The 24,341-nt window shown below is 54.1% G+C and carries 23 protein-coding genes and 4 tRNA genes; 25 read left to right on the top strand and 2 right to left on the bottom strand.

What is annotated here, in order from left to right; translation table 11 throughout:
- Nucleotides 1-146 precede the first annotated feature (146 nt).
- From cysG to rpoS, 13 genes are all read left to right on the top strand, one after another.
- Complete coding sequence (gene cysG / locus AC1MDE_RS23895) at nt 147-1,562, top strand: siroheme synthase CysG (RefSeq protein WP_058961498.1); 1,416 nt, start codon at nt 147-149, stop codon at nt 1,560-1,562.
- 9 nt (nt 1,563-1,571) lie between these two features.
- On the top strand, nt 1,572-2,480 hold the full coding sequence (cysD, locus tag AC1MDE_RS23890) for a sulfate adenylyltransferase subunit CysD (protein WP_034823008.1): 909 nt from the start codon (nt 1,572-1,574) through the stop codon (nt 2,478-2,480).
- Nucleotides 2,481-2,490: 10 nt separating this feature from the next.
- Nucleotides 2,491-3,918 (top strand): sulfate adenylyltransferase subunit CysN, encoded by a 1,428-nt coding sequence (gene cysN, locus AC1MDE_RS23885; protein WP_480345146.1) that lies wholly within the window; start codon nt 2,491-2,493, stop codon nt 3,916-3,918.
- Complete coding sequence (gene cysC / locus AC1MDE_RS23880; RefSeq protein WP_058961496.1) at nt 3,918-4,523, top strand: adenylyl-sulfate kinase; 606 nt, start codon at nt 3,918-3,920, stop codon at nt 4,521-4,523. Before cysN ends, cysC begins: the two co-directional genes overlap by 1 nt.
- A gap of 56 nt (nt 4,524-4,579) precedes the next feature.
- Nucleotides 4,580-4,900 carry a DUF3561 family protein gene (locus AC1MDE_RS23875; RefSeq protein WP_058961495.1) on the top strand — a complete coding sequence of 107 codons (321 nt, stop codon included), beginning with the start codon at nt 4,580-4,582 and terminating at the stop codon, nt 4,898-4,900.
- Nucleotides 4,901-5,071: 171 nt separating this feature from the next.
- Nucleotides 5,072-5,389 carry a cell division protein FtsB gene (gene ftsB / locus AC1MDE_RS23870; RefSeq protein ID WP_007893240.1) on the top strand — a complete coding sequence of 106 codons (318 nt, stop codon included), beginning with the start codon at nt 5,072-5,074 and terminating at the stop codon, nt 5,387-5,389.
- A gap of 3 nt (nt 5,390-5,392) precedes the next feature.
- Nucleotides 5,393-6,109 carry a 2-C-methyl-D-erythritol 4-phosphate cytidylyltransferase gene (gene ispD / locus AC1MDE_RS23865; RefSeq protein WP_058961494.1) on the top strand — a complete coding sequence of 239 codons (717 nt, stop codon included), beginning with the start codon at nt 5,393-5,395 and terminating at the stop codon, nt 6,107-6,109.
- The gene (gene ispF, locus AC1MDE_RS23860; RefSeq protein WP_045816453.1) at nt 6,109-6,585 is read left to right on the top strand and encodes a 2-C-methyl-D-erythritol 2,4-cyclodiphosphate synthase; all 477 of its coding nucleotides are present in this window, start codon (nt 6,109-6,111) and stop codon (nt 6,583-6,585) included. The genes ispD and ispF overlap by 1 nt, the downstream gene beginning before the upstream one ends.
- Nucleotides 6,586-6,587: 2 nt before the next feature.
- Nucleotides 6,588-7,631 (top strand): tRNA pseudouridine(13) synthase TruD, encoded by a 1,044-nt coding sequence (gene truD / locus AC1MDE_RS23855; RefSeq protein ID WP_058961493.1) that lies wholly within the window; start codon nt 6,588-6,590, stop codon nt 7,629-7,631.
- A gap of 217 nt (nt 7,632-7,848) precedes the next feature.
- Nucleotides 7,849-8,610: a 5'/3'-nucleotidase SurE gene (gene surE / locus AC1MDE_RS23850; protein ID WP_480345148.1), complete on the top strand. Its 762-nt coding sequence runs from the start codon at nt 7,849-7,851 to the stop codon at nt 8,608-8,610.
- Nucleotides 8,604-9,230, top strand: a complete 627-nt coding sequence (locus AC1MDE_RS23845; RefSeq protein WP_058961492.1) for a protein-L-isoaspartate(D-aspartate) O-methyltransferase — start codon at nt 8,604-8,606, stop codon at nt 9,228-9,230. Before surE ends, AC1MDE_RS23845 begins: the two co-directional genes overlap by 7 nt.
- Before the next feature lie 166 nt (nt 9,231-9,396).
- Nucleotides 9,397-10,536 carry a murein hydrolase activator NlpD gene (nlpD, locus tag AC1MDE_RS23840; RefSeq protein WP_480345145.1) on the top strand — a complete coding sequence of 380 codons (1,140 nt, stop codon included), beginning with the start codon at nt 9,397-9,399 and terminating at the stop codon, nt 10,534-10,536.
- A 51-nt stretch (nt 10,537-10,587) separates the two neighbouring features.
- Entirely contained in the window at nt 10,588-11,580 is a 993-nt protein-coding gene (gene rpoS, locus AC1MDE_RS23835) for an RNA polymerase sigma factor RpoS (protein WP_034822992.1), read from the top strand.
- Between the two features lie 112 nt (nt 11,581-11,692).
- On the opposite strand, the gene mutS is transcribed toward rpoS, so the two are convergent.
- Nucleotides 11,693-14,254 carry a DNA mismatch repair protein MutS gene (mutS, locus tag AC1MDE_RS23830; RefSeq protein ID WP_479399373.1) on the bottom strand — a complete coding sequence of 854 codons (2,562 nt, stop codon included), beginning with the start codon at nt 14,252-14,254 and terminating at the stop codon, nt 11,693-11,695.
- 348 nt (nt 14,255-14,602) lie between these two features.
- Between mutS and mltB the strand changes: the two genes are divergently transcribed.
- Nucleotides 14,603-15,685, top strand: coding sequence for a lytic murein transglycosylase B (mltB, locus tag AC1MDE_RS23825; RefSeq protein WP_058961485.1), 1,083 nt, complete (start codon nt 14,603-14,605; stop codon nt 15,683-15,685).
- Nucleotides 15,686-15,771: 86 nt separating this feature from the next.
- The gene (locus AC1MDE_RS23820; protein ID WP_034822198.1) at nt 15,772-16,107 is read left to right on the top strand and encodes a zinc ribbon domain-containing protein YjdM; all 336 of its coding nucleotides are present in this window, start codon (nt 15,772-15,774) and stop codon (nt 16,105-16,107) included.
- Between the two features lie 35 nt (nt 16,108-16,142).
- Here AC1MDE_RS23820 and AC1MDE_RS23815 read toward each other — a convergent pair whose 3' ends face one another.
- Nucleotides 16,143-17,030, bottom strand: a complete 888-nt coding sequence (locus AC1MDE_RS23815; RefSeq protein WP_058961484.1) for a dihydrodipicolinate synthase family protein — start codon at nt 17,028-17,030, stop codon at nt 16,143-16,145.
- A gap of 167 nt (nt 17,031-17,197) precedes the next feature.
- On the opposite strand from AC1MDE_RS23815, the gene tam reads away from it, so the two are divergent.
- The 10 genes from tam to AC1MDE_RS23765 all read left to right on the top strand — a co-directional run bounded on the left by tam (nt 17,198) and on the right by AC1MDE_RS23765 (nt 24,337).
- Nucleotides 17,198-17,974, top strand: coding sequence for a trans-aconitate 2-methyltransferase (gene tam, locus AC1MDE_RS23810; RefSeq protein WP_058961483.1), 777 nt, complete (start codon nt 17,198-17,200; stop codon nt 17,972-17,974).
- A 102-nt stretch (nt 17,975-18,076) separates the two neighbouring features.
- The gene (gene pncC, locus AC1MDE_RS23805) at nt 18,077-18,571 is read left to right on the top strand and encodes a nicotinamide-nucleotide amidase (RefSeq protein ID WP_058961482.1); all 495 of its coding nucleotides are present in this window, start codon (nt 18,077-18,079) and stop codon (nt 18,569-18,571) included.
- Between the two features lie 94 nt (nt 18,572-18,665).
- Entirely contained in the window at nt 18,666-19,736 is a 1,071-nt protein-coding gene (recA, locus tag AC1MDE_RS23800) for a recombinase RecA (RefSeq protein ID WP_034822205.1), read from the top strand.
- Nucleotides 19,737-19,845: 109 nt separating this feature from the next.
- Nucleotides 19,846-20,361, top strand: a complete 516-nt coding sequence (locus tag AC1MDE_RS23795) for a regulatory protein RecX (protein WP_176505750.1) — start codon at nt 19,846-19,848, stop codon at nt 20,359-20,361.
- A gap of 134 nt (nt 20,362-20,495) precedes the next feature.
- On the top strand, nt 20,496-23,123 hold the full coding sequence (alaS, locus tag AC1MDE_RS23790; protein ID WP_479399364.1) for an alanine--tRNA ligase: 2,628 nt from the start codon (nt 20,496-20,498) through the stop codon (nt 23,121-23,123).
- A 250-nt stretch (nt 23,124-23,373) separates the two neighbouring features.
- Nucleotides 23,374-23,559 carry a carbon storage regulator CsrA gene (gene csrA, locus AC1MDE_RS23785; protein WP_004155916.1) on the top strand — a complete coding sequence of 62 codons (186 nt, stop codon included), beginning with the start codon at nt 23,374-23,376 and terminating at the stop codon, nt 23,557-23,559.
- 303 nt (nt 23,560-23,862) lie between these two features.
- Nucleotides 23,863-23,955, top strand: a tRNA-Ser gene (locus AC1MDE_RS23780).
- 8 nt (nt 23,956-23,963) lie between these two features.
- Nucleotides 23,964-24,040: transfer RNA gene (locus AC1MDE_RS23775), tRNA-Arg, on the top strand.
- 85 nt (nt 24,041-24,125) lie between these two features.
- Nucleotides 24,126-24,202 (top strand) — tRNA-Arg (locus tag AC1MDE_RS23770).
- A gap of 58 nt (nt 24,203-24,260) precedes the next feature.
- A tRNA-Arg gene (locus AC1MDE_RS23765) sits at nt 24,261-24,337 on the top strand.
- Nucleotides 24,338-24,341: the final 4 nt, after the last annotated feature.

Raw genomic sequence — 24,341 nt, 5'->3', positions numbered from 1 at the left:
AATATCATCTGTTAAGCACAAATTGTTATCAGCAATCCTGGGGCGTTATTCCATTCGGTAACTACTAATGCCAATTCGTAATTTCATCTGCCAGAAGGTGGGAAAGTATAGTCGCGTTAACTTATTGTAAAACTAACAAGGTTAACGTGGATTATCTGCCTCTCTTTGCCGATCTCAAAAACCGTCCGGTGCTGGTTGTTGGCGGTGGTGAAATCGCGGCGCGTAAAATCGAACTGCTGCGACGTGCCGGTGCGCGCGTGCGGGTAGCAGCGCGCGACCTCGGCCATGAGTTGCAGGCGCTGCTGGAAATCGATGCCATCGAGTGGATTGCACATCACTTCGATCCGGTTCAGCTGGATGGCGTCTTTTTAGTCATCGCTGCCACTGACGATAACGCGCTCAATGCGCAAGTCTTTGACGCCGCCAATGCCCGCCACAAGCTGGTCAACGTTGTCGACGATCAGCCCAAGTGCAGTTTTATCTTCCCCTCTATTGTCGATCGCTCCCCCTTGGTGGTGGCGATCTCCTCTAGTGGTACGGCGCCAGTGCTGGCCCGCTTATTACGTGAAAAAATTGAGTCGCTGTTACCTGCCAACCTCGGTCAGATGGCTGAAGTGGCAGGACAGTGGCGTGACAAAGTTAAACAGCGCTATCACAGCATGTCGGAACGTCGTCGTTTTTGGGAGCGAGCGTTTAACGGTTTGTTCGCCAGCCAGATGTCAGCCGGTAACGTCAATGAGGCCCGCCGCACGCTGGATCGCGAGTTAGAGAACAGCAGCGACAATCAGGGTGAAATCACCCTGGTGGGTGCGGGTCCAGGTGACAGCGGTTTACTGACGTTACGTGGCCTGCAGGTGATGCAGCTGGCGGATGTGGTGCTGTATGACCATCTGGTGAGTGACGAAGTGCTGGAGCTGGTGCGCCGTGATGCTGACCGCATCTGCGTCGGTAAACGTGCTGGAGCACACTCCGTATCCCAGGAAGAGACCAATGCGATGCTGGTTGAGCTGGCGCAGCAGGGTAAACGCGTGGTGCGTCTGAAAGGCGGCGATCCGTTCATCTTCGGTCGCGGCGGCGAAGAGCTGCAGGCGGCGAAAGCGGCGGGCATTCCTTTCCAGGTGGTGCCGGGCATTACTGCGGCAGCGGGAGCCACTGCTTATGCCGGGATTCCGTTAACTCATCGCGATTACGCGCAGAGCGTGCTGTTTGTCACCGGCCACTTACGCAGTGATAGCGAAGGCATTGACTGGCCGACGCTGGCGCGTGCGCGTCAGACCTTAGCGATTTATATGGGCACGTTGAAAGCGGCAGAAATCGCTGCGGGCCTTATCGAACATGGACGCGCAGCATCAACGCCGGTAGCCGTGATTGGCTGCGGCACGCGTCAGAATCAACAAGTGCTGACCGGTACCTTAGATCAGCTCGAGGCGCTGGCGGTTGCCGCGCCCACACCGGCCCTGATTGTGGTGGGTGAAGTGGTGAATTTGCACGGGCAATTAGCCTGGTTCCAACATTCGGCACAGCAGGGGGCTCGCGAGTCCGCCGTTGTCAATTTGGCTTGAGGAAAAATTATGGACCAAAATCGTCTTACTCATCTGCGCCAACTGGAGGCAGAGAGTATCCATATCATCCGCGAGGTGGCGGCCGAGTTCAGCAATCCGGTGATGATGTACTCCATCGGTAAAGACTCCTCGGTGATGCTGCATCTGGCGCGTAAAGCCTTTTATCCGGGCACGCTGCCATTTCCGCTGCTGCACGTTGATACCGGCTGGAAATTCCGTGAAATGTACGAGTTTCGCGATCGCACCGTGAAAAACATGGGCGCGGAACTGCTGGTTCACCGCAACCCGGAAGGCGTGGCGATGGGCATCAATCCGTTTGTCCACGGTAGCGCCAAACACACCGACATCATGAAAACCGAGGGCCTGAAGCAGGCGCTGAATAAGTACGGGTTTGATGCCGCTTTCGGTGGTGCGCGTCGTGACGAAGAGAAGTCACGCGCCAAAGAGCGTATTTACTCGTTCCGTGACCGTTTCCATCGTTGGGATCCGAAAAATCAGCGTCCAGAGCTGTGGCATAACTACAACGGCCAGATCAACAAAGGCGAGAGCATTCGCGTGTTCCCGCTCTCCAACTGGACCGAGCTGGATATCTGGCAGTACATCTTCCTGGAAAACATCGAGATCGTTCCGCTGTACCTCGCGGCACCGCGTCCGGTGCTGGAGCGTGATGGCATGCTGATGATGATTGATGACGATCGCATTGATCTGCAGCCTGGCGAAGTGATCAAACAGCGCATGGTGCGTTTCCGTACCCTCGGCTGCTGGCCGCTGACCGGTGCGGTGGAATCCGAAGCGCAAACGCTGCCGGAAATTATTGAAGAGATGCTGGTCTCCACCACCAGTGAACGCCAGGGCCGTGTGATTGACCGCGACCAGGCCGGTTCGATGGAAATGAAGAAACGTCAGGGCTATTTCTAAGGAGACGCAGATGAATACCGTAATTGCACAACAGATTGCCGATCAGGGCGGTGTAGAAGCCTGGCTGACCGCGCAACAACACAAAAGCCTGCTGCGTTTCCTGACCTGCGGTAGCGTCGACGACGGCAAAAGTACGCTGATTGGTCGCCTGCTGCACGATACCCGTCAGATTTATGAAGATCAGCTCTCTTCGCTGCACAACGACAGCAAGCGTCATGGCACCCAGGGCGAGAAACTCGATCTGGCGCTGCTGGTGGATGGCTTGCAGGCCGAGCGTGAGCAGGGCATCACCATCGACGTGGCATATCGCTACTTCTCCACCGAGAAGCGCAAATTTATCATCGCCGACACGCCGGGACACGAGCAGTACACCCGCAACATGGCGACCGGCGCATCCACTTGTGATCTGGCGATTCTGCTGATCGATGCGCGTAAAGGCGTGCTGGATCAGACGCGTCGTCACAGCTTTATCTCTACGCTGCTGGGTATCAAACACCTGGTGGTCGCCATCAACAAGATGGATTTGGTGGAGTATAAACAGGAGACGTTTGAACAGATCAAACAGTCTTACCTCGATTTTGCTGGCCAACTCCCTGAAGATCTGGATATTCGCTTTGTGCCGATGTCTGCGCTGGAAGGCGATAACGTGGCGACGCCAAGTGTGACCATGCCATGGTACAGCGGCCCTACGCTGCTCGACGTGCTGGAAACCGTGGAACTGAACCGCGTGGTGGATCATCAGCCGATGCGCTTCCCGGTGCAGTATGTGAACCGTCCAAACCTCGATTTCCGTGGTTATGCCGGTACGCTGGCCTCCGGTACGGTGCAGGTCGGACAGCGCGTGAAAGTATTGCCTTCAGGCGTCGAGTCTTCGGTTTCACGTATCGTCACTTTCGATGGCGATCTGCAGGAAGCAGCAGCGGGTGAAGCGATTACGCTGGTGCTGAAAGATGAGATCGACATCAGCCGTGGCGATCTGCTGGTGGATGCGGCTGCAGAATTGCAGGCAGTGCAATCTGCCACCGTGGATGTGGTATGGATGGCAGAACAGCCGCTGCAGCCGGGTCAGAGCTATGAAGTGAAGATCGCCGGTAAGAAAGCGCGTGGCCGCGTGGAAAAGATCATTCATCAGGTGGAGATCAACACGCTGGAGAAACGTGCGGTGGAAAGTCTGCCGCTGAACGGCATCGGCTTAGTCGAGATGACGTTTGATGAGCCGATGGTACTGGATGCCTATCAGCAGAACCCGGTCACAGGCGGCATGATCTTTATCGATCGCCTGAGCAATGTCACGGTCGGTGCGGGGATGATCAATCAGCCGCTGAGTGATGTGCGTGGGCAGGCTGGCCAGTTCAGTGAATTCGAGCTGGAGTTGAATGCGCTGGTGCGTCGTCACTTCCCACACTGGAATGCACGCGATCTGCTGGGTGGCAAGTAATGGCCCAACACGACGAAAACGTGGTGTGGCACGATCATCCGGTAACGCGTGAAGAGCGGGAACAGCAGCACGGCCATCAGGGCGTGGTGCTGTGGTTTACCGGGCTATCAGGCTCGGGTAAATCCACGGTGGCCGGTGCGCTGGAGCAGGCGCTGCATCGCGCGGGCGTCAGCACCTATCTGCTGGATGGCGATAACGTGCGTCACGGTCTGTGCCGTGACCTCGGCTTCAGCGATGACGATCGCAAAGAGAACATCCGGCGCGTGGGAGAAGTGGCGAAACTGATGGTGGATGCCGGTTTAGTGGTATTAACTGCCTTTATTTCGCCGCATCGCACGGAGCGTCAGATGGTGCGTGATTTGCTCGGCACCGGGCAGTTTGTCGAAGTGTTTGTCGATACGCCGCTGGCCGTGTGTGAAGCGCGTGACCCCAAAGGTTTGTATAAAAAAGCGCGTGCCGGTGAGCTGCGCAATTTTACCGGTATCGACGGTGTTTATGAGGCGCCAGACGCGCCGGAAATTCACTTAGATGGCGAACAATTAGTTACAAACTTGACCGCCCAATTGTTAGACCTCCTGCGTCACCGCGATATCATCAGATCCTGAACCGACAGCGGCAAATCTCGATTGGTTTGCCGCTTTTTAGCGTCAACAGGATCTCTATGCAGAACGTTACCCCCATGCTGGCACGCAAAGATGAACGCACCCCGGATGAGTCCCGCTCATCACTGCCGGGCGGCGTGATTGGCTTTCTCTCATACTGGTGCGCGCTGGCGATTCCGTTCATGCTCTACGGTTCCAACACGCTATTCTTCTTCCTCTACACCTGGCCGTTCTTTTTGGCGCTGCTACCGGTTTCGGTGCTGATTGGCATCGTACTGAGCTTAATGATTCGCGGACGCCTGTTCTGGAGTGGGGTGATCACCGCCATTGTGGTGGTGTGCCTGTTCTGGCTGCTGTTCTCATTTCTCTCGGGTTGGTAATCCGATCCTGATGTGCAAACGCATCGGCAGGTTACAAAACTTTACCTGCCGTCCCGCTTTTAGCCTTGCCGTTTTTTGTACAGACAATCGTCTGCTGCTGGCATTTTCGCTGTCGCTGTGGAGTCCTGTGCGAAGTTATGGGATGATTAGGCCGTTTTTCAGGGGGCGGGGATGGGAAAACTGACGTTACTGTTGCTCGTGCTGCTGGGATGGCTCCAATATTCCTTGTGGCTGGGTAAGAACGGTATTCATGACTATACGCGCGTCAATGAAGACGTCGCGTCGCAACAGGCGAATAACGCCAAACTCAAAGCACGTAACGATCAGTTGTTTGCCGAAATTGATGACCTCAATGGCGGTTCAGAAGCAATTGAGGAACGTGCACGTAATGAACTGGGTATGATTAAGCCCGGTGAGACTTTCTATCGTCTGGTGCCAGACCAGAATAAACGTAACGCGCAACAAGCTGCGCAAAATCAACAACGATAAACCATGAACAACCTCTCTTCCCTTGCGGATGTGATTGCCGTGGTGCCTGCCGCAGGCGTGGGCAGCCGTATGCAGGCTGCCTGCCCAAAACAGTATCTGACCATTGGTCAATTTACCCTTCTTGAACACAGCGTTGCGCGCTTGCTGGCTCATCCAGCCGTTAAACAAGTGATCGTGCCCATCAGTCCTGATGATGGCTGGTTTGATTCGCTGCCACTGGCGCAGGATTCACGCGTACTGCGCGTGACAGGTGGCGACACGCGTGCTGAGTCGGTGCTGGCAGGTTTGCAGGCGATTAAGCATAGCGAATGGGTACTGGTGCACGATGCCGCGCGGCCATGCTTGCACCCGGATGATCTGGCACGCCTGCTGGCAGTTCGTGAGCACAGCAAAGTGGGTGCGATTCTGGCGGCACCGGTGCGTGACACCATGAAGCGTGCTGAACCTCGTAAAACGGCGATTGCGCATACCGTTGAACGCGAAGATCTCTGGCACGCACTCACGCCACAATTTTTCCCGCATCAACTGCTGACGGCGTGTTTAACCCGTGCACTCCATGAAGGCGCTACCATTACCGATGAAGCGTCGGCGCTGGAATACTGCGGCTATCATCCAGAGCTCGTCAGCGGACGCAGCGACAACATTAAGGTGACGCGGCCAGAAGACCTGGCGCTGGCGGCCTTCTATCTCACCCAGATTCAGTTAAAGGAGAGCGCATGATGCGTATCGGTCACGGTTTTGACGTTCACGCTTTTGGCGGCGAAGGTCCGTTAGTGATTGGCGGGGTGCGTATTCCCTTCGAACACGGTTTTATTGCCCATTCAGATGGCGATGTGGCACTGCATGCATTAACGGATGCGCTGCTGGGCGCGGTGGCGATGGGCGATATCGGCAAGCTATTCCCGGACACCGATCCCGCCTTCAAAGGGGCGGACAGCCGTGGCTTGCTGCGTGAAGCCTGGCGTCGTATTCAGCAGAAAGGTTATCGCATTGGTAATGTCGACGTGACCATCATCGCGCAAGCGCCGAAAATGCTACCGCATGTGCCGCAGATGCGCGTCAACATCGCTGAAGATCTCGGTTGCCATATGGATGATGTCAACGTCAAAGCGACCACGACTGAGAAGCTTGGCTTTACCGGCCGTGGCGAAGGCATTGCCTGTGAAGCCGTGGCGCTGCTGGTGAAGGCCGATTAAGTATGAGTGAACTGCTTTACCTGCACGGCGTTCCGAGCGCCACCGGCGTGATCAAGGCCAATCCCGAAGATTTCGTGGTGATTGAAGACCTCGGCTATCCCTATGATGGCGAAGGCGAACAGGTGCTGGTGCGCATCCGTAAAATCGGCTGCAACACGCGCTTTGTTGCTGAAGCCATCGCTAAATTCCTCGGCGTGCATCAGCGCGATATGAGCTATGCCGGGATGAAAGACCGTCATGCGGTGACCGAGCAGACGCTGTGTTTCCGCGTGCCGGGCAACGCGATGCCGAATTTGGCCGGTTTCCAGCTGGAAGGCGTGGAAATTCTGCAGGTGATCCGCCATAAGCGCAAATTGCGCACTGGCGCGCTAGCAGGTAATGCGTTCCGTTTGGTTGTGCGTCAGATTTCGGATCGTGCAGAAGTGGAAGCGCGCTTGCAGCATATCCAGCAAAGCGGCGTGCCTAACTACTTTGGTGAACAACGCTTTGGCCGCGGCGGCAATAACCTGACGCAGGCAAAATTGTGGGCAGAAGATAAGTTCCGCCCGCGCGATCGCAGCATGAAAGGTATTTTGCTGTCTGCTGCGCGCAGCCAACTGTTTAATCAGGTCACCAGTGCGCGTTTGCAGCGTGATGGCGTGTTGGATCAGGTACAAGCGGGTGATGCACTGCAGCTGGCCGGTCGCGGCAGTTGGTTTGTGGCGCAGGCGGAAGAGCTGGAGGAATTGCAGCAGCGTGTGAATCATCATGAACTGCGCATCACCGCGCCGCTCGCAGGGCGAGGTGATCTGGGCCCTCAGGGTGACGCGCTGGCCTTTGAGCAAGCTAATCTGGCACCTGCTGCGGATTTGCTGGCGCTGCTGGAGCGTGAGCGCGTTGATGCGGCACGCCGCGCCATGCTGGTGGTGCCAAAAGATCTGCGCTGGAACTGGTGGGATGACGTCACGCTGGAGATGCAGTTCTGGCTGCCAGCCGGGAGTTTCGCCACCAGCGTGGTGCGCGAACTGCTGAGTAACGGTGCCGCTGCGCCTATCAGCGATGAATAACCCCACTTTACCCGGCCTCAACGCCGGGTAAATATCTGCTCCGGCTGCATAATGTTGCGGCAAACGCCGGAAGTTCCGTGATTTACGCCTACCACTTCCCGCGCCTCACCGCTAGAATGCAAACATCTTCGTCTCGCCAGATCTTCTTTATTCGGCACCCCAACAGCGGATGCCTGGCGAGTTGAGGACCCGTTGAATGAACAAAGGTCAGGAACAGATGCGGATATTGCTCAGCAACGACGATGGAATTCATGCCCCCGGCATTCAGACGCTGGCTCGCGCACTGCGTGAGTTTGCGGAGGTGCAGGTTGTCGCGCCCGATCGCAATCGAAGTGGCGCATCAAATTCTCTGACGTTAGAAACCCCGCTGCGTACTTTTACCCATGAGAATGGTGACATCGCTGTACAGATGGGCACGCCGACGGATTGCGTGTTTCTTGGAGTTAACAAACTGATGCAGCCGCGTCCGGACATTGTGGTTTCAGGCATCAACGCTGGCCCCAATCTGGGTGATGACGTGATTTACTCTGGCACCGTGGCCGCCGCGATGGAAGGGCGCCATCTTGGACTGCCTGCGCTGGCGGTTTCACTCGATGGCCATCAACACTATGTCACCGCTGCGGCGGTGACCTGTACTCTGTTACGTGCTTTGTCCCGCGCACCGCTGCGCACCGGGCGTATCCTGAACATCAATGTGCCTGATCTACCGCTAGCGGAAATCAAAGGTTTCCGTGTGACGCGTTGTGGCAGCCGCCATCCGGCCGATCAGGTGATTTGCACGGAAGATCCGCGCGGCCATACCCTGTACTGGATTGGCCCGCCGGGGGACAAACTGGATGCGGGCCCCGACACCGATTTCGCTGCGGTAGATGCAGGTTACGTGTCGCTGACGGCATTGCATGTCGATCTTACGGCACATGCGGCGCAGGAAGTATTAAGCGACTGGTTGATCGAGGCTGAGGTAAATCTCGCATGGTGAACCGGCGCATCGAAACGCTGTTAGAGCAACTGCGTGCGCAGGGTATCCACGATGAGCACCTGTTAAAAGCCATCGCTGATGTCCCGCGTGAACGCTTTATCGATGAGGCGTTTGAGCATAAAGCCTGGGAAAACGTTGCGCTGCCGATTGGCAGTGGGCAGACGATTTCACAGCCCTACATGGTAGCGCGGATGACCGCGTTACTTGAACTGAACCCGGAATCGCGCGTGCTGGAAATCGGCACCGGTTCAGGCTATCAGACCGCTATTCTGGCCCATCTGGTCAATCACGTTTATTCCGTTGAACGCATTAAAGGGTTGCAATGGCAGGCTAAGCGTCGCCTGAAACAACTCGACCTGCACAATATTTCGACTCGTCATGGTGACGGTTGGCAAGGTTGGGCCGCACGTGGCCCGTTTGATGCCATCATTGTCACCGCTGCACCCCCTGAAATTCCGACTGCGCTGATAGCGCAATTAGGTGAGGGTGGCAAAATGGTGCTGCCAGTCGGCGAAGATCAGCAGGTTTTAAAGCGTTTGCGTCGTCAGGGTGGTGAATTAATTGAAGAAATCATCGAACCCGTCCGCTTTGTGCCGTTAGTTCAGGGCGATCTGGCCTGAGCCATTGCTACGTAAATCTTCACAACTGTTACATGGCATGGCGCAGTTGATATTGTTACTATCCTTGTTAATCAATGTGAAAGACCGTATTCCGCCTGTTGCGCAGTGAATCATGCGGTCACAACCACGACACAGTTACATCCAGGATTGCCATAACGGGGGATCAATGAGCACGGGAAGCACAGTATTTCAATTACGCCGTTTGGCGGCACTCTCACTGGTAGGTTTTTGGCTGGCGGGCTGTAGCTCAGGCGACAACACGCAGGCTCCGATTAGCCAGATTGGCGGCGGTGGCGACAGCGGTATGATGTCCTCTGGCGGCGGCATGACCTCCTCACCGAGCAGCGGTGGCATGCTCTCATCGCAGAACAGTACCGTACCAGCTATGCCACACGGCGGAATGTTAAGCGGTGGTACACCATCAGCTGCACCCTCCGGGGAAATGGTTAGTGGCAATAATAATGTTGTCACGCAAAATGGTCGTATTGTGTACAACCGTAATTATGGGAATATTCCTAAAGGTAGTTACGGTGGTGAGACTTACACCGTTAAACGTGGAGATACCCTGTTCTACATTGCCTGGATTACCGGCAATGACTTCCGCGATCTGGCGCAACGCAATAACGTCCCGGCCCCGTATGGCCTGGTAGCGGGGCAAGTCCTGCAGGTTGGCAACGGTAATGGCCAGACCATCACCGGTGGCAATGCGATAACCGCAGCGGATGCGACACAGGGCGGCGTGCCGGTGGCATCCAACCAAACGCAAATTAAATCGGCCCCTGTTGCACAGCAACCTGTTATTACGTATTCTGATGATTCGGGTTCGACAGGCGGTAAAATGCTGCCGTCGAAAGGGGCAAATAATGTGGCAACGACCACAGCTCCGGTTACCGCACCGCCTACAGTCAGCAGCACGACTAACAGCACAACCCCAGTGGGAAGCTGGCGTTGGCCGACTGATGGGAAGATTATCGATAACTTCTCCGCTGCGGAAGGCGGAAACAAAGGGATCGATATCGCCGGTTCGCGTGGACAACCTGTTGTCGCCACTGCTTCAGGAAGGGTGGTATACGCAGGCAACGCGCTCCGTGGGTACGGTAATTTAATCATCATCAAACACAATGATGATTATCTGAGTGCTTACGCCCATAACGATTCCATGCTGGTCCGGGAACAACAGGAAGTTAAGGCGGGGCAAAAAATCGCTACCATGGGTAGTACCGGAACCAGTTCGGTAAGATTACATTTTGAAATTCGTTACAAGGGGAAATCCGTAAACCCGTTGCGTTATTTACCGCAGCGATAATCCGGCAGAACCTTAGGTGTTCTGCCCTTGGATCACGGGTAGGAGCCGCTTATGAACCAGAATACGCTGAAAGTTAACGAGTTACATGAAGATGCGGAATTCGAGGAGAACGGAGCTGAGGTTTTTGATGAGAAGGCTCTCGTTGAGAACGAACCTGGTGATAACGAAGTAGCTGAAGAAGAGCTGTTGTCACAGGGTGCGACGCAACGCGTTTTGGATGCGACGCAGCTTTACCTTGGTGAGATCGGTTACTCTCCACTACTGACAGCAGAAGAAGAAGTGTTCTTCGCTCGTCGTGCACTACGTGGTGACATTCCTTCTCGCCGCCGCATGATTGAAAGTAATTTACGCCTGGTGGTGAAAATTGCCCGTCGTTATAGCAATCGTGGTCTGGCACTGCTGGATCTGATTGAAGAGGGTAATCTCGGCCTGATTCGTGCCGTGGAGAAGTTTGACCCAGAACGTGGGTTCCGTTTCTCAACCTATGCCACCTGGTGGATTCGTCAGACTATTGAACGGGCGATCATGAATCAAACCCGTACTATTCGTCTGCCGATCCACATCGTTAAAGAGTTGAATGTTTATCTGCGTACCGCGCGCGAACTTTCGCATAAGCTTGACCATGAGCCGAGTGCTGAAGAGATTGCCGAGCAGTTAGACAAGCCGGTTGATGATGTAAGCCGTATGCTGCGTCTCAACGAGCGTATTACCTCGGTTGACACACCGCTGGGTGGAGATTCCGAAAAAGCGCTGCTGGATATCCTGGCCGATGAAAAAGACAACGGCCCGGAAGACACCACGCAGGACGATGATATGAAACAAAGCATCGTTAAGTGGTTGTTTGAATTGAATGCCAAGCAGCGTGAAGTGCTGGCGCGTCGTTTCGGCCTGCTAGGCTATGAAGCGGCAACGCTGGAAGATGTGGGCCGTGAGATCGGGTTGACCCGTGAGCGCGTCCGTCAGATTCAGGTTGAAGGTCTGCGCCGTCTGCGTGAAATCCTGCAGACTCAGGGCCTCAACATTGAAGCACTGTTTCGCGAATAAGCCGTAACCGGCAATAAAAAACGGTGACCCTTGGGTCACCGTTTTTTTATGTGCGTTATCAGGCCGTTACGCTAATGAGCGACGTCATTACCCGCCGCTCATTAAAATTGAACTAGACCAATGTTTTAAGGCGGTAAATCCACTCCAGCGCCTGTTTTGGCGTGAGACTATCAGGGTCCAACGCTTCCAGTGCGTCTACGGCTGGCGATGTTTCTGCCACCAGCAGCTGCATTTGCGATCCTTCTACCGTAGATGCTGCAGAACTGCCGGAGAGCGCTTCCAGCTCTTTCAGCTTGTTGCGCGCACGTTTGATCACGTCTTTCGGCACACCCGCTAATGCAGCAACTGCTAAACCATAGCTTTTGCTGGCTGCACCATCTTGTACGCTGTGCATAAATGCAATGGTATCGCCATGCTCCATGGCATCAAGATGCACATTCACTACGCCTTCCATTTTTTCCGGCAGGGTCGTAAGTTCGAAGTAGTGGGTGGCAAACAGTGTCATCGCTTTGATGCGGTTTGCCAGGCTCTCCGCACAAGCCCATGCCAGCGACAGCCCATCGTAGGTCGATGTGCCGCGACCGATTTCATCCATCAACACCAGGCTGTTCTCCGTGGCGTTATGCAGGATATTGGCCGTTTCCGTCATCTCAACCATAAAAGTTGAACGCCCAGAAGCCAGGTCATCAGCCGCACCGACACGAGTAAAGATACGATCGATAGGGCCCATTATGGTTTCTTCGGCTGGCACATAGCTGCCAATCCACGCCATCAGCGCGATCAATGCAGTCTGACGCATGTAAGTACTCTTACCGCCCATATTCGGACCGGTGATGATCAACATGCGGCGTTGATTCGACAATGATAGCGGATTAGCAATAAACGGCTCTTTCAGAACCTGCTCCACGACAGGGTGGCGACCCGCGGTGATGCGGATACCGGCTTTTTCCTGCAGTACCGGGCGGCAGTAATTCAGTGTCCAGGCGCGTTCTGCCAGGTTAGCCAACACATCCAGTTCAGCCAGCGCCGCGGCACTGATCTGCAGTGCTTCAAGATGTGGCAGCAACTGATCGAGTAACGCTTCGTACAGGCCTTTTTCCAGCGCCAGCGCTTTGCCTTTTGAGGTCAGTACCTTGTCTTCATACTCTTTCAATTCAGGAATGATGTAGCGCTCGGCGTTCTTCAGCGTCTGGCGGCGGACATAGTGAATCGGCACCAGGTGGCTTTGGCCGCGGCTGACCTGAATGTAGTAACCATGAATTGCGTTAAAACCCACCTTTAAAGTATCCAGCCCTAGCTTCTCTCGTTCGCGAATTTCCAGGCGGTCGAGATAATCAGTGGCACCGTCGGCCAGCGCACGCCATTCATCTAATTCAGCGTTATAGCCGGGCGCAATCACACCACCGTCACGCACCAGCACGGGAGGAGATTCAATGACGGCTAGTTCCAGCAGCTCGCGCAATTCATTAAATTCACCCATCTGCGAACGCAGATTGACCAGTTGAGTCGCCTCGACACCTTCCAGCTGCTGGTTCAACTCCGGCAACTGCTGGAAGGCATGCCGCATGCGAGCTAAATCACGCGGGCGCGCGGTGCGCAGTGCCAGACGCGCCAGGATGCGTTCCAAATCGCCCACCTGGCGCAGTACCGGCTGTAATGCTTCACTCAGAGATTGCAGTTCGGCAATCGATTCCTGGCGACGACTGATGGTGGTGACATCGCGCAGCGGCATATGCAGCCAGCGCTTCAGCATACGGCTGCCCATCGGGGTAACGGTTTTATCCAACACTGCCGCCAGGGTATTTTCGGTGCCCCCGGCCAGGTTCTGCGTGATTTCCAGGTTGCGGCGAGTGGCTGCATCCATGATGACGCTGTCCTGCTGGCGCTCCATACTTAACGAGCGAATATGTGGCAGGGAGGTGCGTTGGGTATCCTTAACATATTGAAGCAGACAACCCGCAGCGCGTAGCGCCAGATGAGCCTGTTCAACACCAAAGCCGCTAAGATCACGCGTGCCGAATTGCAGGTTTAATTGCTGGCGTGCGGTGTCGATTTCATATTCCCATAGCGGACGACGGCGCAGACCACGACGCTGATCGATCAGCGCCATGGCCTGGAAATCTTCGGGATAGAGCAGTTCAGCAGGATTAGTGCGCTGGAGTTCTGCCGCCATGGTCTCCTGGTCGACAGGTTCGCTCAGGCGAAAACGCCCCGAGCTGATATCGAGGGTGGCATAACCAAATCCGCGCTGGCTCTGGAAGATGGCCGCCAGTAAGTTGTCCTGACGCTCCTGCAGCAGCGCTTCATCACTGATGGTGCCTGGTGTCACAATGCGCACGACTTTACGCTCAACCGGTCCTTTGCTCAGTGCCGGGTCGCCAATCTGTTCGCAGATCGCCACGGATTCACCGAGCTGGACCAGTTTTGCCAGATAACCTTCAACAGCATGATAGGGCACGCCCGCCATCGGGATGGGTTCACCCGCTGACGCGCCGCGTTTCGTGAGTGAAATCTCCAGCAGTTGGGAGGCTCGCCTGGCGTCGTCGTAGAACAGCTCGTAAAAATCGCCCATGCGATAAAACAGCAGGATTTCGGGATGGTCAGCCTTCAGGCGCAGGTATTGCTGCATCATGGGCGTGTGGCCAGTAAAGTCCATTTGCGCTGCTCCTTTCATCTCGTTTTCGCTCAAAATTCACTCGTTCAATCATGGCTGCCCGATATGAGCAGGCCAGTGTGGTGCGTTATCTCACAGACGGATAACCAAGGCGCAGATATTAACATTTTGCCCTGCGCGCATCATCCGGCTGCAATGGATTCTGGCTGCCGACCTTAACAAATTGCGATAAGCAGTAAAAAGTAAAATTGGGCGATAAAGATAAAGTGTGGAGCTGTTCCGCAAATTTTCGCTGCAACCCACTGAAACCAGGGAATAGCGGCGTAAATTTAAGATATTGCTCTGTATCCCGCTTTGATGAACGATTACCATGTTGGCTTCCGGTTTCATCTGGCTTATGGATATCTAATGCGTTTTAAGGTTGCTTTTCTTCCACTTATCGCCTTGCTTGCTGCCTGCAGCAGTAAGCCTGCAACCCAGCAGCAAACCGCCGTTGTGCCTGCACCAAAAGGTGGTTTTTTACTGGAACCTTCACACGCCGTTCAGCCGATGTTTGGTGATTTCGCAGGGAATCCAGCGGCTGAGCAGTTTATTGATCAAATGGTGGCAAAACACGGTTTTAACCGTGATCAACTGCACGCCGTGATTGGCCAGGCGAAGCGTCTCGATTACGTGCTGCGCCTGATGGATCAACAAGCACCAAGCTACACGCCTCCGACGGGGCCAAACGGCGCCTGGATCCGCTACCGTAATAAATTCATCACGCCAGATAATGTGCAAAATGGTGTGGCGTTCTGGGATCAATATCAGCACGCGCTGCAACGCGCTCAGCAGGTTTATGGTGTGCCGCCTGAGATCATTGTCGGAATCATTGGTGTGGAAACACGCTGGGGTCGGGTGATGGGCAAAACGCGTCTGCTGGATGCGCTGGCCACCTTATCCTTTAGCTATCCTCGTCGCGCGGCCTACTTCAGCGGCGAACTGGAAACCTTCCTGCTGATGGCGCGCACTGAACAGGATGATCCGCTGGATCTGCGCGGTTCCTTTGCGGGTGCAATGGGGTACGGCCAGTTTATGCCGTCTTCCTATAAAGAGTATGCGGTCGACTTCAATGGTGATGGCCACATTAACCTGTGGGATCCTGTGGATGCGATTGGTAGCGTAGCAAATTACTTTAAAGAGCACGGCTGGCGGGCAGGGCAGAATGTTGCCGTACCGGCAAGCGGGCAGGCTCCTGCGCTGGAAAATGGGTTTAAAACGCTCTATCCGGTGAATACGCTGATGGCGAGTGGCCTGACGCCGCAAGGATCGCTGGATGGTAATAACCAGGCGAGTCTGCTGCGCCTTGATCTTGGCACCAGTTATCAATATTGGTATGGCCTGCCTAACTTCTATGTCATCACGCGTTATAACCACAGCACACACTATGCCATGGCGGTATGGCAATTGGGTCAGGCAGTGGCGAAAGCGCGTCAGGGCAACATGCTTTAATGCTGTCCTTATAAAGAGTGAGGGTATAAGATGGCGCCCCTTTTGCGGTGCCATCTTCACCGCCTTTCGACTTCTGAGGAATGCTCATGACAACATTACCTGCTTGCCCAGTGTGCCAGGCTGATTATACCTGGCAGGATGGTGAGAACCTGAACTGCCCATCTTGTGGCCATATCTGGTCACCGAGTGCTGATGCAGCATCGGATGGTTTGGTGGTGCGGGATGCCAATGGCAATCTGCTGGCTGATGGGGACAGCGTTACCGTGGTTAAGGATCTCAAGGTGAAAGGCAGTTCTTCAACCCTGAAGATTGGCACCAAAGTGAAAAGCATTCGTCTGGTTGAAGGCGACCACAACATTGATTGCAAAATCGATGGTTTTGGCCCGATGAAACTCAAATCTGAGTTTGTTAAAAAGAACTGAGAACAGGACGGCTGCCCGGCCGTCCCTTATTGTGATCACATCAGCAAACGATCCAGCTCTGCGCACTGCTCAACCGTGAGTTCACCGCCATAATTACGTGAATGACTGCTCATAGAATCATATTTGCGCGCCACTGCGGTTTTGATGGTCGTGACAAAGTCATCGCCGATGGTGTAAATCGCCATCAGCTTACCAATACGCTGTTGAATCTGTGCCAACTGCGCTAACTCTCCCGCTCGCCATGCGTGCATCGTCTCCGCAAACAACTCCGGTACTATGTTGTTTAAGCCGGAAATCACCCCGGCACCGCCTGCCAGCAAATTAGGCAGAAGATATTCGTCATACCCTGAAAGCACGGTGAAATCAGGGCGAACCTTTTTGGTTTCTTCAATCAGGGCCCGATTGTGTGAAAGACAATCCATGGTGTCTTTAATGCCGATAAACTGCGGCAGTTCAGCGGCTAATTCTGCTACCAATGCCGGCGTTAAATCGCAACCGGTACGCGCCGGAAAGTTGTAGGCAAACCACTTGCCGCCTAACTGTTTATCCAGTGCTTTAAAGTAGCTCAACAGCTGTTTCTGCGTTTGCCCATAGTAGTAGGGCGGCAAAACCATCACGGCGTCATAACCGTTTTTCCAGGCGGCTTCAGTGAGCTGCAACATGTCGGGAACGCAGGTACTTGAGATATTCGCGACCATGGTCAGTGGCGAAAGCTGACGAGCTTCGCGAATCAGCATCAGCCGTTCCTGTTGGGTCAGCGAAGCAAACTCCCCGATACTGCCCATCAGCAACAGCGTATCAATCCCCGAGGCGTTCAGGCGCGCAAAGTGGCGGCCCAGCGCATCAATATCGAGCTTATTATGTTGATCGAAAGGGGTAACTGAAGGACACCAGACGCCGGTTAATTCAGGTTGTGAAGCCATAACGCGATCCTCGTTTTTTAAAAATGAAACATCGTTTTAACTTAGTGCTCGTGACTCACATTAACCAGTGACAAAGGGTAAAAAGGTGAGACATCGCACTTTTCTCTTCGCTTAGCGATTGAGAAAACAGGTAGTGTGATGCTCTTCAGCCAGACAGGAGCGTTGCCATGCAAGACTGGAATCCACAGCTGTATCGTCAATTTGAATCGGAACGCACGCGCCCTGCGCGTGAACTCTTAGAACGTATTCCACTAACCGACGTGCATCTCGCGACTGACCTCGGATGCGGTCCCGGCAACAGCACTGAGCTACTGGCGCAAGCGTGGCCAGGCGCGGTGATTACAGGCATCGATAGCTCTGCAGCCATGCTGGAACAAGCGCAAGAGCGGTTACCTGCCTGCACTTTTCTGCAGGCGGATATTCGTACCTGGCAGGCGAGCCAGCCACAGCAGGTCATCTATGCGAATGCTTCGCTGCAGTGGTTAACCGATCACTACACGCTGCTGCCGCATTTGGTTGAACAGCTGGATATCGGTGGCGCTCTGGCGATACAGATGCCGGACAATCTTGAAGAAGCCTCTCACAGCTTGATGCGTAAAGTGGCGGCCAGTGAACGCTGGCAGGCACATATCTCGCCACAGGCCGCGGATCGCAAACGCCTGCTGAGCACGGAACAGTATTATGACTTGCTGAGTGATGCAGGCTGTCAGGTGGATATCTGGCGTACCACGTACTATCACCCGATGGCCGATGCGCAGGCCATCATTACCTGGCTCCGTGCCACGGGCTTGCGTCCTTTCCTCGCTGGATTGACCGAACAGCAACAAGCGGATTTTCTGCATGACTATCATCAGGCATTAATGCCGGCTTATCCCCCACGCAGCAATGGTCAGGTTTTGCTGGCTTTCCCGCGTTTATTTATGGTGGCAGTGAGAACGCGTTAAAATTGCTGGAAGCGGTTGCGCAAATTGGTGCGACAGAGGTTGAAAAGGGCGCTCTGTTGCACCATTTATGGCTAACGCGCAGCGCCAAAACAGGAGAGGGCGATGAACGACCAACAGTTGCAGCAGCTCAGCCAGCGTATTGGTGAACAGCTCAAGAAACGCAAGGCAACGGTGACCGCGGCGGAATCTTGCACCGGTGGCTGGATCGCCAAAGTGTTTACCGATATCAGTGGCAGCTCTGCCTGGTTTGAGCGGGGGTTCGTGACCTACAGCAACGAAGCCAAACAGCAGATGGTGGGCGTGCAGGCAGCGACTCTGGCGCAGTATGGCGCGGTCAGTGAGCAAACTGTGCGTGAGATGGCTCAAGGTGCCTGCAATGCCGCCGGCGCCGAGTTTGGCATTGCTGTGAGCGGGATTGCGGGGCCAGATGGTGGTTCGGCAGAAAAGCCAGTGGGTACAGTGTGGTTTGCCATTGCCGGACCTGGCGATCGTGTTCTGGCGCAGCGGCAGATCTTTGCCGGAGACCGTGACGCGGTGCGTCGGCAATCCGTCAGCTGGGCGCTGCAAACACTGCTTGATGAATTTCTGACAAATTAAACTTGATACTGTATGGTCATACAGTATAATTACCGGCAACAGAACGAGCAGGCACACAATGATGTCGGCTTACCCAGCATGATTAGGAGTGGAAATGGCGATTGACGAGAACAAACAGAAAGCTTTAGCTGCCGCGCTGGGCCAGATTGAGAAACAATTTGGCAAAGGCTCAATCATGCGCCTGGGTGAAGACCGCTCAATGGACGTAGAGACCATCTCAACCGGTTCACTGTCACTGGATATCGCGTTGGGTGCTGGTGGCTTGCCGATGGGGCGTATCGTTGAGATCTACGGACCAGAATCTTCCGGTAAAACCACGCTGACGCTGCAGGTGATTGCCGCTGCACAGCGTAAAGGTAAAACCTGTGCCTTTATCGATGCTGAACATGCGCTTGATCCGGTGTATGCCAAAAAACTCGGCGTTGATATCGACAATCTGCTGTGTTCGCAGCCGGACACCGGTGAACAAGCGCTGGAGATTTGTGATGCGTTAGCTCGCTCCGGTGCCGTTGATGTGATCATCGTGGACTCCGTTGCGGCACTGACGCCGAAAGCGGAAATCGAAGGTGAAATCGGTGATTCGCACATGGGTCTGGCCGCACGTATGATGAGCCAGGCGATGCGTAAGTTAGCGGGTAACCTGAAGCAGTCCAACACGCTGCTGATCTTCATCAACCAGATTCGTATGAAAATTGGTGTGATGTTTGGTAACCCAGAAACCACCACCGGTGGTAACGCGCTGAAATTCTATGCCTCTGTTCGTCTTGATATCCGCCGTATCGGTGCGATTAAAGAGGGCGATGAAGTGGTCGGTAGCGAAACCCGCGTAAAAGTGGTGAAGAACAAAATTGCTGCGCCATTTAAGCAGGCTGAATTCCAGATTATGTACGGTGAAGGCATCAACACCTTTGGCGAGCTGGTGGATCTCGGCGTGAAACACAAACTGGTTGAGAAAGCCGGTGCGTGGTACAGCTACAACGGCGAAAAGATTGGTCAAGGTAAAGCGAACTCGACCAACTTCCTGAAAGAGAACCCAGCGATTGCTAACGAGATCGATAAGAAGTTACGCGATCTGCTGCTGACGGGTGCAACGGCTGGAGCGGGTGCAGCAGAAATCTCTGCTGATGACTACGAAGAAGCTAGCGAAACCAACGAAGATTTCTAAGATACCCCCCACGGGAGCAGCGATGCTCCCGTTTGCTTTTCCCCGTCAACACTTCCCCTGATCGTCTTCTTGCTTTACCCTGCGCAACAGTCAGAACAAGGTCAAATTCATGTCATCATCACCCTCAACGGCTTCGGTGCCGACATTTTCCCGTTTGCTGGATCGTGCCATGCGTGTGCTATCGCAGCGTGACCACAGCCGTGACGAATTGAAGCGTAAGCTGCAACTCTCTTCTCAGCGTGCGGCTTATCTGAAGCAAGAAGAAAATGTGCCGATACCGGATGAGCTGCTGGAAAAGGTGCTCGACTGGTGCCAGGAGAGTGGCTGGCTCAACGATCAGCGCTTCACCGAACGCTTTATCCAAAGTCGCGCACGGAAAGGTTACGGCTCACAGCGCGTGCGTATGGAATTGCAGCAGAAGGGCATCAGCCGCGATGAGATCAATCAGGCGATGATGGATACTGAAGTGGACTGGAGCCAATGCGCGGCCGATTTGGCTAAGCGTAAGTTTGGTGATCCTCTGCCGCAAACCTGGGCTGAGAAAAGCAAAGTACAGCGCTTTTTAATGTCTAAAGGCTTTATGATGGAAGATATTCAGGCAGTTTTCAGAAATATTGACGACTGAAAGGCGATGGGATTTTACTTCCCACTGAAGAAAATTTATCTTATTCCCACTTTTTGTTCCTCAATCAGCGGTAAACCTGCAGATGTGGTTTGCCCGCGAAAGGGAACGTTCGTTAGCGTGATTCCAGGAATTATATGAGCAAGAGCACTGCTGAGATCCGTCAAGCGTTTCTCGACTTTTTTCATAGCAAGGGACATCAGGTTGTAGCCAGCAGCTCCCTCGTACCGAACAACGACCCAACGTTGCTGTTTACCAATGCGGGAATGGTGCAGTTTAAAGACGTTTTCCTCGGTCAGGATAAACGCGATTATGCACGCGCAACCACGTCTCAACGTTGTGTACGCGCCGGTGGTAAGCACAACGATCTTGAGAACGTTGGTTACACCGCTCGTCACCACACCTTCTTTGAAATGCTGGGTAACTTCAGCTTTGGCGACTACTTCAAGAAAGAAGCGATTGCTTATGCCTGGGAACTGCTGACGGGTGAACAGTGGTTCAAGCTGCCGAAAGAACGTCTGTGGGTCACCGTTTATGAAACCGATGATGAAGCCTTCGAAATCTGGGCTAACGATGTCGGTGTGCCGCGCGAACGTATTATTCGCATCGGCGATAACAAGGGCAGCGCCTACGCGTCTGATAACTTCTGGCAGATGGGTGATACCGGCCCTTGTGGTCCGTGCACCGAAATTTTCTACGATCATGGCGACCATATCTGGGGTGGCCCACCGGGCAGCCCGGAAGAAGATGGCGATCGCTATATTGAGATCTGGAACATCGTCTTCATGCAGTTCAACCGTCAGGCCGACGGCACCATGGAACCTCTGCCGAAGCCTTCTGTTGATACTGGTATGGGCCTGGAGCGCATCGCCGCGGTGCTGCAGCACGTTAACTCAAACTATGAAATCGATCTGTTTGCCAAGCTGATCAAGGCTGTTGCTCAGGTAACCGGTGCGACCGACCTCAACAATAAATCGTTGCGCGTCATCGCAGACCACATCCGTTCCTGTGCATTCCTGATCGCTGATGGCGTCATCCCGTCGAATGAAAACCGTGGCTACGTGCTGCGCCGTATCATTCGTCGTGCAGTGCGTCATGGCAATATGTTGGGAGCTAAAGAAGCCTTCTTCTACAAGCTGGTCGCGCCATTGATTGATGTCATGGGCGATGCCGGTGAAGACCTGAAACGCCAGCAAAAGCATGTTGAAAATGCCCTGAAAAATGAAGAAGAGCAGTTCGCTAAAACGCTGGAACGCGGCCTGGCTTTACTGGATGAAGAGTTAGCCAATCTGCAAGGTGATACGCTGGATGGCGAAACGGTCTTCCGCCTGTATGACACCTTCGGTTTCCCGGCGGATTTGACCGCTGACGTCTGCCGCGAGCGCAATCTGAAGATTGATGAAGCGGGCTTCGAAACAGCCATGGAACAGCAGCGCCAGCGTGCGCGTGAGGCCAGTGGTTTTGGCGCGGACTACAACAGTGTGATTCGCTTTGATGCCGCCACTGACTTCAAAGGCTATGACCAACTGCAGGCTGAAGGCACCGTGCAGGCGCTGTTCGTTGGCGGTCAGCAGGTTGAGCAGATCGCGGCTGGCCAGGAAGCGGTAGTGATTCTGGATCAAACACCATTCTATGGCGAGTCAGGTGGCCAGGTGGGCGATACCGGTGTGCTGACTGGGCAGAATGCTGAATTCAGTGTCCAGGATACACAGAAGTATGGCAAAGCCTTTGGTCATATCGGTAAGCTCAACAGCGGTGAGCTACGTGTGGGTGACCGCCTCAATGCACAAGTGGATGAAGAGCGCCGTGCACGTATTATCCTCAACCACTCCGCAACGCATCTGATGCATGAAGCGTTACGTGAAGTATTGGGCGATCATGTCGGTCAGAAAGGCTCACTGAACAACGATAAATACCTGCGCTTCGACTTCTCTCATACCGAAGCGATGAAGCCAGAGCAGATTCGCACCGTTGAAGATATCGTTAATACCCAGATTCGTCGCAATTTACTCATCCAGACTGAAGTAATGGATCTGGATGAAGCGAAAGCGCGCGGCGCAACGGCGTTGTTTGGTGAGAAATATGAACAGCGTGTGCGCGTGGTCAGCATGGGCGAATATTCCGTTGAGCTGTGCGGTGGTACGCACGCAGCGCGCACTGGCGACATTGGCCTGTTCCGCATTCAGTCTGAATCCGGCACGGCGGCAGGTGTGCGTCGTATTGAAGCGCTGACGGGTGAAGGCGCGATTGCTCAGCTGCATGCGCAGAGCGATCAGATATCTGAGATTGCTCAGGTGGTTAAAGCCAACAGCAGTAATCTGAATGAGAAAGTGCGCGGCCTGGTTGATCATGTTCGCGCGCTGGAAAAAGAACTGCAGCAGCTACGCGATCAGCAAGCGGCGCAAGAGAGTGCCTCGCTGAGCAGTAAAGCGATGGACGTGAAGGGGACAAAACTGCTGGTCAGCGAGCTTAACAACGTTGAGCCGAAGATGCTTCGCACCATGATGGATGACCTGAAGAATCAGCTCGGCTCGGCCATCATTGTGCTGGCAACGGTTGCTGAAGGTAAGGTTTCACTGATTGCTGGGGTGACTAAAGACCTGACTGACCGCGTCAAAGCGGGTGAGCTGGTCGGCGAACTGGCCGCTCAGGTTGGCGGAAAAGGTGGCGGTCGTCCTGATATGGCTCAGGCGGGTGGTACAAACCCTGAGGCACTGGCTGGCGCACTGGCTGGCGTGTCGGAGTGGGTGAGTAACCGACTGTAACGAATTAAAATTCAGCATCGTGAGCAGCGCCAGAATCTCCATGTTCTGGCGCTTTTTAACGCGGTGTGCACCCGATAATGACAAAGTCCGGTTGATGTAGTGTATTTCGGCTAAACTAACTATCAGCAGAATGTATTGGCGTGGCGATGCACAATGGTGTATTTGTCATAGACATTGTTCAGCGTTATATGATGGATATGGCCGGGAGACCGAACAGGCCCGACTCTTTTAATCTTTCAAGGAGCAAAGAATGCTTATTCTAACTCGTCGAGTTGGTGAAACCCTCATGATTGGCGATGAGGTGACTGTAACGGTGCTGGGTGTTAAAGGTAACCAGGTCCGTATTGGCGTCAATGCGCCTAAAGAAGTTTCGGTGCATCGCGAAGAAATCTATCAGCGTATCCAGGCCGAAAAAACTCAGCAAACGAGTTACTAACGGATTCAGCGCCTCGCATCCTGCGAGGCGCTACCGCTTTTATCCTCCCATCTTCATTTTTTCCGCCCTTAACCTCATTTTCTTTCTTCCCATTTTGTTAACTGCAACGTGCTTTCGCTGTTGATTAATCACTCTTTTTGTCGGCAAAACATCCTAATTGCGCGTCATTTGTGCAAACAGAACGATATCCAGAAAAAGTCGGGAAAAATTGTTTGACTTATAAGTGCGGGAAAGTAATATGTGCGCCACGCAGTGCCGATGAGCAGAAACAAGTTCAGAAGCACGGTTCGGAAGAACGCGTAAGGTGAGGTGGCCGAGAGGCTGAAGGCGCTCCCCTGCTAAGGGAGTATGCGGTCAAAAGCTGCATCCGGGGTTCGAATCCCCGCCTCACCGCCATTTCCGATGCATCCATAGCTCAGCTGGATAGAGTACTCGGCTACGAACCGAGCGGTCGGAGGTTCGAATCCTCCTGGATGCACCATTCGGAAAACTGAAGTAAGAGTGAACGAGCAGTTCCTTTCATGGTGAGTTGTCAGCACCCTGCGTTGTACAAGAATTAACTCGATGCATCCATAGCTCAGCTGGATAGAGTACTCGGCTACGAACCGAGCGGTCGGAGGTTCGAATCCTCCTGGATGCACCATTCTTCGTATCATTCCCAGGTTGATTGCAGTAAGTCCATCGTAAGAAAATCTCTCAATGCATCCATAGCTCAGCTGGATAGAGTACTCGGCTACGAACCGAGCGGTCGGAGGTTCGAATCCTCCTGGATGCACCATTCT

It is taken from the genome of Pantoea folii (genome assembly GCF_056678875.1).
Note: the sequence above shows the minus strand (reverse complement) of the source record. Positions and strands in the feature narration are given on the sequence as shown.